Origin of the sequence: Bacillus luti (assembly GCF_001884105.1) — a bacterium.
Lineage (GTDB): Bacteria > Bacillota > Bacilli > Bacillales > Bacillaceae_G > Bacillus_A > Bacillus_A luti.
In genome coordinates this window covers 138,334-147,815 of the sequence record NZ_MACI01000094.1, presented here as the reverse complement: position 1 = coordinate 147,815, position 9,482 = coordinate 138,334, and the positions used below count along the sequence as shown (strand labels likewise).

13 protein-coding genes are annotated in these 9,482 nt (G+C 37.4%); 3 read left to right on the top strand and 10 right to left on the bottom strand.

The window, feature by feature from the left end:
- Positions 1–30: 30 nt before the first annotated feature.
- The 4 genes from BAQ48_RS24780 to BAQ48_RS24765 form a co-directional block, all read right to left on the bottom strand.
- Positions 31–159, bottom strand: coding sequence for a GapA-binding peptide SR1P (locus BAQ48_RS24780; RefSeq protein ID WP_000536786.1), 129 nt, complete (start codon positions 157–159; stop codon positions 31–33).
- A 45-nt stretch (positions 160–204) separates the two neighbouring features.
- On the bottom strand, positions 205–333 hold the full coding sequence (locus BAQ48_RS24775; protein ID WP_000536789.1) for a GapA-binding peptide SR1P: 129 nt from the start codon (positions 331–333) through the stop codon (positions 205–207).
- A gap of 59 nt (positions 334–392) precedes the next feature.
- On the bottom strand, positions 393–521 hold the full coding sequence (locus BAQ48_RS24770) for a GapA-binding peptide SR1P (RefSeq protein ID WP_000536778.1): 129 nt from the start codon (positions 519–521) through the stop codon (positions 393–395).
- A 195-nt stretch (positions 522–716) separates the two neighbouring features.
- Positions 717–1,013 (bottom strand): DUF3055 domain-containing protein, encoded by a 297-nt coding sequence (locus BAQ48_RS24765; RefSeq protein ID WP_000462035.1) that lies wholly within the window; start codon positions 1,011–1,013, stop codon positions 717–719.
- Between the two features lie 133 nt (positions 1,014–1,146).
- Between BAQ48_RS24765 and BAQ48_RS24760 the strand changes: the two genes are divergently transcribed.
- Positions 1,147–1,539 carry a DUF1885 family protein gene (locus BAQ48_RS24760; RefSeq protein ID WP_001163320.1) on the top strand — a complete coding sequence of 131 codons (393 nt, stop codon included), beginning with the start codon at positions 1,147–1,149 and terminating at the stop codon, positions 1,537–1,539.
- 1 nt (position 1,540) lies between these two features.
- Here BAQ48_RS24760 and BAQ48_RS24755 read toward each other — a convergent pair whose 3' ends face one another.
- The 5 genes from BAQ48_RS24755 to pdhA all read right to left on the bottom strand — a co-directional run bounded on the left by BAQ48_RS24755 (position 1,541) and on the right by pdhA (position 7,073).
- Positions 1,541–1,768: a hypothetical protein gene (locus BAQ48_RS24755; RefSeq protein ID WP_000858996.1), complete on the bottom strand. Its 228-nt coding sequence runs from the start codon at positions 1,766–1,768 to the stop codon at positions 1,541–1,543.
- 407 nt (positions 1,769–2,175) lie between these two features.
- Entirely contained in the window at positions 2,176–3,588 is a 1,413-nt protein-coding gene (lpdA, locus tag BAQ48_RS24750; RefSeq protein WP_061678278.1) for a dihydrolipoyl dehydrogenase, read from the bottom strand.
- A 5-nt stretch (positions 3,589–3,593) separates the two neighbouring features.
- Positions 3,594–4,883: a pyruvate dehydrogenase complex dihydrolipoyllysine-residue acetyltransferase gene (gene pdhC / locus BAQ48_RS24745; protein WP_071713168.1), complete on the bottom strand. Its 1,290-nt coding sequence runs from the start codon at positions 4,881–4,883 to the stop codon at positions 3,594–3,596.
- Between the two features lie 93 nt (positions 4,884–4,976).
- Positions 4,977–5,954: a pyruvate dehydrogenase complex E1 component subunit beta gene (gene pdhB / locus BAQ48_RS24740; protein WP_000068163.1), complete on the bottom strand. Its 978-nt coding sequence runs from the start codon at positions 5,952–5,954 to the stop codon at positions 4,977–4,979.
- Between the two features lie 3 nt (positions 5,955–5,957).
- Positions 5,958–7,073 carry a pyruvate dehydrogenase E1 component subunit alpha gene (gene pdhA / locus BAQ48_RS24735; protein WP_000536893.1) on the bottom strand — a complete coding sequence of 372 codons (1,116 nt, stop codon included), beginning with the start codon at positions 7,071–7,073 and terminating at the stop codon, positions 5,958–5,960.
- Between the two features lie 513 nt (positions 7,074–7,586).
- Here pdhA and BAQ48_RS24730 point away from each other — a divergent pair.
- Both BAQ48_RS24730 and def read left to right on the top strand, forming a co-directional pair.
- Entirely contained in the window at positions 7,587–7,733 is a 147-nt protein-coding gene (locus BAQ48_RS24730) for a YjcZ family sporulation protein (RefSeq protein WP_000274562.1), read from the top strand.
- A 162-nt stretch (positions 7,734–7,895) separates the two neighbouring features.
- The gene (gene def, locus BAQ48_RS24725) at positions 7,896–8,450 is read left to right on the top strand and encodes a peptide deformylase (protein ID WP_071713167.1); all 555 of its coding nucleotides are present in this window, start codon (positions 7,896–7,898) and stop codon (positions 8,448–8,450) included.
- Between the two features lie 162 nt (positions 8,451–8,612).
- On the opposite strand, the gene BAQ48_RS24720 is transcribed toward def, so the two are convergent.
- Positions 8,613–9,386 (bottom strand): Cof-type HAD-IIB family hydrolase, encoded by a 774-nt coding sequence (locus BAQ48_RS24720; protein WP_000998287.1) that lies wholly within the window; start codon positions 9,384–9,386, stop codon positions 8,613–8,615.
- Between the last annotated feature and the right edge of the window lie 96 nt (positions 9,387–9,482).

The window sequence follows — 9,482 nt, the reverse complement described above, 5'->3', positions numbered from 1 at the left end:
GCCTACATATGTAGGCGCTCTTTCTTATTATTAAGCTTTTTTATGTTCTTTATGGTTACACTCGCAATGAGATCCACATTTCCCATATAATACTGTTGATTTTTCATCTTCAAAATGTGCAATTGTTCCTTCACATACTTGGCATACGATTGTTCCCATGTTTCATTTCCCCCTGAGTTTTATTAGTAATCTACTTATTTATCATTAAGCTTTCGCGTTATCTCTACTAGCACAATCACAATTTGTACCACATTTCCCATAAAGTACTGTCGTTTTCTCATCTTCAAAATGCGCGATTGTTCCTTCGCATACTTGACATACGATTGTTCCCATGTTTCATTTCCCCCTAAGTTTATGGTCCTAAAAACTTTTAGCTGTCCATTTCTTATCAATTATTGGGCTTTTGTATGCTCTGTGTGATCACATCCGCAAGATCCACATTTCCCGTAAAGTACCGTTACTTTCTCATCCTCGAAGTGTGCAATTGTACCTTCACAATCTTGACATACGATTGTTCCCATTTTCCATTTCCCCCTAAGTTTATAATCCCAAAAACTTTTTGTAACCGCTTAACTTTCTGTCTTTATTTTAATATGTTATACTTTTTACGTCAATAGGTTTTTAGTATAACACATTAAATATTTTAAAATTTAATTAGTATGCGATATTCAAACAAAAAAACAGCCATAATCATACGTACGACTGTTTCTCGTTAATTATTCTTCATACTCCGCATGTAAAGAAGTAGACGGAACAAGAAATTTGAAAAACTGAGCTAACTCCATCGCTTCCTCTTCCGACCCTAACTTAAAAATTTCCTGCATATATTGAACATTCTCCACATCATCTTGTCCAAGCAAAGTAGACCTTCCCGTCTGCATACAAACAATGAGTGGCTTCCCAAAAAACATATTTGTATAAATAACCCCAAAATCATAACGCGTATCATGTGTCATAAACCCCAAAAATCGTACCTTCACACTTTCATGCTCATCATACAATTTTTCAAACATCGGCTTCCACCTTTCTAGATCACCTATCCTATCTCATACTATATTAAACAAAAAAAGTAATACTCCTTTTAATTGTCAAAAAATTCAGTATGATGTAGAATGATAGTATTCTACTAAATTAGGGGGAACTTATATGCAACATGCCTTTATTACGCTTGTACCTAATTCCAATCAACAATCTGTTTCAATAGAGGATGTAAAACACCTTTTTGATAACTATAAAACCGTCACTGCCAGGACTGGCGATCAAATTAATTATGCTTATACAAATACAGCTTTTCCTTATGAAATATTAGATACATCAATGACAACGTTAAAACTCCAATCGAGTCACGATCGATATGATTCGATTTATGTAGGAATTGGAATAGAAAAAGAGCAGTCTTTCATTCAAATTTCTTTACCTACTACAGCAACATTTGGCGATAAAGGTAAAGCAAATGAATTTAGTCGTTTTCTAGCGAAGAAATTAGAAGGAGAGTTACAATTATTTAATGGAAGAACAATGTATTTCTATAAACGTTAATTTAAAAACAAAAATAAATGATTAAAAAAACCATACTATTTGTGCAAGTAAGAAATATCGCTTTTCTCCTTGCACTTAGTATGAAATACGCTATTACATACGCTAAGTAAACAAATATGAGAAAAAGAAAAATTTTATAATGAAGTTTATCACGACTTGATAATAATAACACTGCTGAAAATCCACTCCATAAAACTAGGTGCAAAAATGAAACTAGCGTAGTTTTCATAGCGTTACCTCCTCATATATCCCTTCTATTATATAATTCAGCCTGATCCTCTCTATATTTCAAAATATGCTTCTATGTGTATCAATTATTTAAGACTTTTATTCTCTATTCTTCTAGTATTTGTTAGGCTCATAACTATTTATATGCAAAACAAACTGCATGTTGTCATTATTAAAGATTCTTATGTAAATGCAACTTATCCTTTATTCGTACAAGAATTCAAACAAACACTTTTATTAATCTACGTTTTGCAGAAATTAATAACCTTATAAAGGCTCTTAAAGAACTAAATGCCGCTATTGTTCTATTTCGTTGCAAGAACACTAGTGCAAGTAAAGAAATATATCCATTTAAAATAGAAAATAAAAAAGCGTCTCTAAAATTTAAGAGACGCTTTTTTTCATTATTTATTTTACAATGTGAATTGGCATTCCAAGAGCAACTTCAGCTGCTTCCATTGTGATCTCACCTAATGTTGGGTGAGCGTGGATTGTTTGAGCGATATCTTCTGCTGTCATTCCAGCTTCGATAGCTAAACCAATCTCAGAGATAATATCAGAAGCGCCTGCACCTGCAACTTGAGCACCTACAAGAAGACCGTCTTCTTTACGTGTTACAAGTTGTAGGAAACCGTCAGTGCTGTTTAATGATAACGCACGACCGTTTGCAGCGAATGGGAACTTAGATACAGCTACTGTCATTCCTGCTTCTTCTGCTTGTTTCTTAGTGTAACCAACAGATGCTAATTCTGGATCAGTGAAGCATACTGCAGGAATTCCGATGTAATCGATTGCTGATGCATGGCCACTAATTGCTTCAACAGCTACTTTACCTTCGTAAGAAGCTTTGTGAGCTAATGGTGGTCCAGGAACGATATCACCGATTGCATAGATGTTTGGTACGTTTGTACGACATTGCTCATCAATTTCGATGATGCCGCGGTCAGTCATTTTAACTCCAACTTGCTCAAGACCGATTTCTTGAGTGTTTGGACGACGACCTACAGTTACTAATACGTAATCTGCTTCTACAGTTTGGATTTCACCTTTAACTTCAAAGCTAACTTTTACGCCAGTTTCTGTTTCTTCAACGCCTTTAGCCATAGCTTTTGTATGGATATTTACGTTACCTTTCTTTTGAAGAGCACGTTTAACAACAGAGCTCATAGCTTTTTCGAAACCAGCTAAGATTTCGTCACCAGCTTCTACTACAGTAACTTCTGTACCGAAGTTAGCATATGCAGTTCCTAATTCCATACCGATGTAACCGCCGCCGATTACAACAAGTTTTTTAGGAATTTCAGGTAAGCTTAAAGCGCCTGTAGAGTTGATAACACGTTTAGAGTATTTGAATCCTGGAATTTCGATTGGTGTAGAACCAGTTGCAAGAACAGCATTTTTAAACGTGTAAGTTTGAGCTGCATCTTCAGTCATTACGCGTAAAGTGTTAGCATCTACGAAGTAAGCTTCACCGCGAATGATTTCAACTTTGTTACCTTTAAGAAGGCCTTCAACACCGCCAGTTAATTTCTTAACTACGCCGTTTTTCCATTCTTGAACTTTTGTAAAGTCAACTTTTACGTTCTCTGCAGTGATACCCATGTCATCAGAATGCATTGCATTCTCATAACGATGACCTGCATTGATTAACGCTTTTGAAGGAATACATCCAACGTTTAAGCATACGCCACCAAGGTTAGCTTTTTCGATGATTGCTACCTTTTGACCTAATTGTGCTGCACGAATTGCCGCAACGTATCCACCAGGACCTGCACCAACAACGACTGTATCTAATTCAATTGGGAAATCTCCTACTACCATTGTTATTACGCCTCCATTACTAATAATTGTGGGTCATTCAATAGACGTTTAATTTGGTTTAATGCTTTTTGAGCAGTTGCGCCGTCAATTAAACGATGGTCAAAGCTTAGAGATAATGCTAATACTGGAGCTGCAACGATTTCACCGTTTTTCACAACTGGCTTCTCAGCGATACGGCCGATACCAAGGATTGCTACTTCTGGGTGGTTGATAACTGGAGTGAACCATTGTCCACCTGCAGAACCAATGTTTGTAATTGTGCAAGAAGCACCTTTCATTTCAGCCGGAGCTAAACGACCGTCACGTGCTTTACCAGCAAGATCATTAATCTCGTTAGAAATAGTGAAGATAGACTTGCGATCTGTATCTTTAACAACTGGTACTAATAGACCTTTGTCTGTATCAGCTGCGATACCGATGTTGAAGTAATGTTTATGAACTACTTCTTGAGATGCATCGTCTAAAGAAGTGTTTAACATTGGGTATTCACGTAATGCAGATGTTAAAGCTTTAACAACGTATGGAAGGTAAGTTAATTTAATACCTTTGTCAGCTGCAACAGCTTTGAACTTCTTACGGTGAGCAACAAGCTCAGTTACATCAACTTCATCCATTAATGTTACGTGAGGAGCTGTATGCTTAGAGTTAACCATTGCTTTTGCAATCGCTTTACGGATACCACTCATTTTCTCACGAGTTTCTGGATATTCACCAGCTGGGATTGGTTGTGCTTTTGGTGCTTCTTCTTTCGCTGCTGCTGGAGTAGCTTCTACTGCTGCTGGAGCCTCAGTTGCTGCTACTGCTTGTCCACCATTTGCAAATGCATCGATGTCAGCTTTAACGATACGGCCGTTCTTACCAGAACCAGCTACTTTATGAATGTCTACGCCGTTTTCACGAGCATATTTACGAACAGATGGCATAGCGATTACGCGCTCATTTACTACTTCTGCAGTTGCTGCTGGAGTAGCTTCCGCTGCTGGAGCTTCTACTGCTGCTTCTTCAGCTTTTGGAGCTTCATCATGATCGTCACCTTTAAATTTAAGGTTTTCATATCCAGGAGCATCAAATTTAATTAATGTATCTCCTACAATTGCAACTGTTCCTTCTTCTACAAGTACTTCAAGTACTTTACCTTTAACAGGAGAAGGGATTTCTACTACTGCTTTATCATTTTGTACTTCAAGAAGTACATCGTCTTCGTTTACTTCATCGCCTGGTTTAATAAACCATTTTACGATTTCACCTTCGTGGATACCTTCACCGATATCTGGTAGTTTAAATTCAAATGCCACGGAATTCAGCCCCCTGATTCATTTCATTATTATGGAATATGTACAAAAGAAACCAGCATGTGCTGATTTCTTTTGCACATGAAAAGCTAAAAATTAGAAGTTCATTACTTTGTTAACAGCTTCAACAATATCTTTGTGGTTTGGTAACCATACGCTCTCAGCTTGAGAGAATGGGAATACTGTATCAGCAGCTGCAACACGTACAACTGGAGCTTCTAAGTTTAAGATTGCACGGTCGTTAATTTCCGCTACAACGTTAGCTGCAATACCAGCTTGTTTTTGTGCTTCTTGAACTACAACTACGCGGCCTGTTTTTTCAACAGAAGCGATGATTGTTTCGATATCTAATGGTTGAACTGTACGTAAGTCAACAACCTCTAAAGAGATACCTTCTTTTTCAAGTTCTTCAGCAGCTTTTAATGCAGCGTGAACCATAGCACCGTAAGCGATAACAGATACATCTGTACCTTCACGTTTGATATCAGCTTTACCTAAATCAATTGTGTATTCGCCTTCTGGTACATCTTGACGGAATGAACGGTACAATTTCATATGCTCTAAGTAGATAACTGGATCGTTGTCACGAATCGCAGAGATTAAAAGACCTTTTGCATCGTATGGAGTAGATGGAATAACAACTTTTAGACCAGGTTGTTGAGCCACTAATCCTTCTAAGCTATCAGCATGTAGTTCAGGAGTATGAACACCGCCACCGAATGGAGAACGAACTGTTACTGGAGCAGTCCAACGTCCACCAGAACGGTAACGCATACGAGCTAATTGGCCAGAAATTGAATCCATTACTTCAAAAACGAAACCGAAGAATTGGATTTCTGGAACTGGACGGAAACCTTCTAATGCAAGTCCAACTGCAAGTCCACCAATACCAGACTCTGCAAGTGGAGTATCCATTACACGATCTTCACCAAATTCAGCTTGTAAACCTTCAGTAGCACGGAATACACCGCCGTTTACACCAACGTCTTCACCAAACACAAGTACGTTAGGGTCATTTTTCATTTCAACGCGTAAAGCATCAGTGATTGCTTGAATCATTGTCATTTGAGCCATGGCTTACTTCGACTCCTTTTCTTTGTAAATTTCATATTGTTCAGCTAAGTTGTAAGGCATTTTTTCGTACATGATTTCCATTAAATCAGTAACTTTTTGTTTTGGAGCTTGGTCAGCCTTAGCAATTGCTTGTTTGATATCTTCTTTCGCTTCTTCGATTACTTTCTCTTCAACTTCTTGAGACCATAAGCCTTTGTTTTCTAAGAATGCACGGAAGCGTACGATTGGATCTTTTTGTTCCCATTCGTTCTCGATATCTTTTGTACGGTAACGAGTTGGGTCATCACCAGCCATTGTATGTGGACCGTAACGGAATGTTAAAGTCTCGATTAAAGTAGGGCCTTCGCCGTTTACTGCACGCTCACGAGCGAAAGCAGTTGCTGCGTATACAGCTAATGGATCCATACCGTCTACTTGAATTCCGTAAATACCTGCTGCTACTGCTTTTTGTGCTACAGTTTTAGCTGCAGATTGCTTTTCTACTGGAGTAGAGATTGCATAACGGTTGTTTTGTACAACGAAGATCGCTGGAGCTTTGAAAGCACCTGCGAAGTTCATACCTTCGTAGAAGTCACCTTGTGAAGCACCACCGTCACCAGTGTAAGTAATTGCAACAGATTTTTTACCACGTAGTTTCATACCTAACGCAACACCAGCAGTTTGGATGATTTGCGCACCGATGATGATTTGTGGAGCAAGTGCATTTACGTTCTCAGGCATTTGGTTACCCATGAAATGTCCACGAGAGAATAAGAATGCTTGGTATAATGGTAAACCGTGCCATACTAATTGTGGCACATCACGATATCCTGGTAAGATGAAATCTTCTGCTTCAAGTGCGAAATGACTTGCTAATTGAGAAGCCTCTTGTCCAGCTGTTGGTGCGTAGAAACCTAAACGTCCTTGACGGTTTAAAGAAATAGAACGTTGATCTAGTACGCGAGTATACACCATACGGCGCATTAATTCTTTTAATTGATCATCAGATAATTCAGGCATAGCTGCTTCATTCACAACTTCGCCTTTTTCATTTAAAATTTGTAATGTTTCAAATTGAGCTGCGATAGCTTTCATTTGCTCATCAACATTAAATAGGGTCTTTTTTGTTTTAGTACCCATTCCGTTCACCTCTTCCTCTCTTGAACCATATTCTGAAACGCTTTCACTATCTATTGGCTAGACTGAAAACGCAACAATGTAAACCAACAAATTTATTTGTCGGTTGAGAATAATTTTGTGTACCTAACAATCTGTACTAATGTTTTTTCAGAAACATATTAATACAATCTTGATCACGTTTTTTAGTTTACAACTATTCTAATTACGATGTCAATTACTTTGAATACGTTTTTTTATAAATAATCTGCAGGTCTCTTCTACACAAACGTGTTTTTATTTTTCACATCTGTATTAGTAAGCATTAACCTACTGTTATATTATTCCCTTTTTAACTTGTTTTTTCTCTTAGAATAATATGTAAACGATTTAATTCTCTTTAGTTTTTCTCTCTTCTTAGCAAAAATATACAAACTCTTCTTCCTTTTATAGGTAATTACCCATACATTTCTACTCTTCCCTCCATACATTATAGTAACCGCAGTATTAGCGGGAAATGATAAAGGAGGTCATCTCATGTACGGATACTCATATTGCTATCCAACTTGTTCATATCCTTCCTACGGTTATGGCGGTTCTTGTGGCGGGTCTGGACGCGGCTTCGCCTTAATCGTTGTGTTGTTTATTCTTTTAATTATCGTTGGTGCTGCTTGCATTCGCTAATGTAAAATGAAACAACTATGGAAAGAAACAGACGGCTTTGCCGTCTTTTCTTTGTATTACATACATATTCTATAGCAGAACGCTTTCCAAAACGCTTCCCCTACTTGTCGATGACTTTTTTCAGCTCCTTTGGTAGACTAAAGGGGAAAGGAGAGATTACATATGCTTACAATGAAAGATGTCATTCGCGAGGGAGACCCTATTTTACGAAACGTTGCAGAAGAGGTAGTAATACCAGCGAGCGAAGAAGATACAAATACCCTTAAAGAAATGATTGAATTTGTAATAAATAGCCAAGATCCTGAAATGGCTGAAAAATATAGTCTACGCCCTGGAATCGGATTAGCAGCTCCGCAAATCGGGATTTCAAAGAAAATGATTGCGGTTCATGTAACTGATACGAACGGCACGTTATATAGCCATGCATTATTTAACCCAAAAATTATTAGTCATTCTGTTGAACGTACATATTTACAAAATGGGGAAGGCTGTCTTTCTGTAGACCGCGACGTACCAGGCTATGTCCCTCGTTACACAAGGATTACAGTGAAAGCAACATCTATTAACGGAGAAGAAGTTAAATTACGTTTAAAAGGTTTGCCAGCAATCGTATTCCAGCATGAAATCGACCATTTAAATGGGGTTATGTTCTATGACCATATTAATAAAGAGAATCCATTTGCCGCTCCCGATGAATCCAAACCTTTGGAGCGATAATAATTAAGGTGAAACTTTAATCAGAGAGAGGTGTCCATCCACTCTGATTATTAGCACGTACCGAATTTTTAGGTGGGAGTCTTTCTGGCCGCAAATAGCAGGATAAAAAGGCGGAAGTTAAACTTCCGCCTTTTTATTGTATGAAATGGGTTCCATATTCACTTATAGCAATTCAGCCCATTTTAATCCATGATATATACCGTCTTCACTAACATCCTTTGTTACATAATTCGCAAGTTTTTTCAGATCTTCATGACCATTTCCCATCACAATACCTGTCCCAACTGCTTCAATCATTTCCAAATCATTTAATCCATCTCCAAATGCATACACTTGTTCACGGTTAAACCCTAATTTCTCAATAAATTTCTCAATTCCTTTTGCCTTAGAACCACCATTTGGAATAATATCCATTGAATACGCATGCCAACGAATAAAATGAAAATCTGGGTACTGATTAATAAACTTTTCCTCTTCATTTACTTCGCAGAAAAGAAGTGTTTGATAAATATTACGTTTCTCATAAAAATCCGGTTCATATGCTGGATGCTCAAAATTTAAGCTTCCGAATCCTTCTTTCACATAATCATGATATTCCACTGATGCTCTCATATCTTGATGATCAAGATATACGAGTGGATACCCTTCTTCTTTTGCAAACTGAGTAAACTTATGCAAGGCAGCTGAATGTAACGGATTATTAAATATTACTTCATCTTCAAATACAACATACTGACCATTAAAACTAACATAATTATGTATATTGAGTTCCTTGCGAATATCTTCAAACATAAATGGCGCACGCCCTGTTGCAATTGCTACATGCACACCTTTTTCTTGTAACTGTCTTACTGCATCTCGTGTAGATTGCGGTATTTTTTTATCGTGATCTAATAATGTTCCATCAATATCAAAAAAGACAATTTTATCATTCATTTGTCAAAATCCTTTCTGGCACTCTATACTCCTATTTTGATTATCACTTTTCAAATTCCAAAAAAAAGTATAACATATTAAACATCTGTGAAGAAA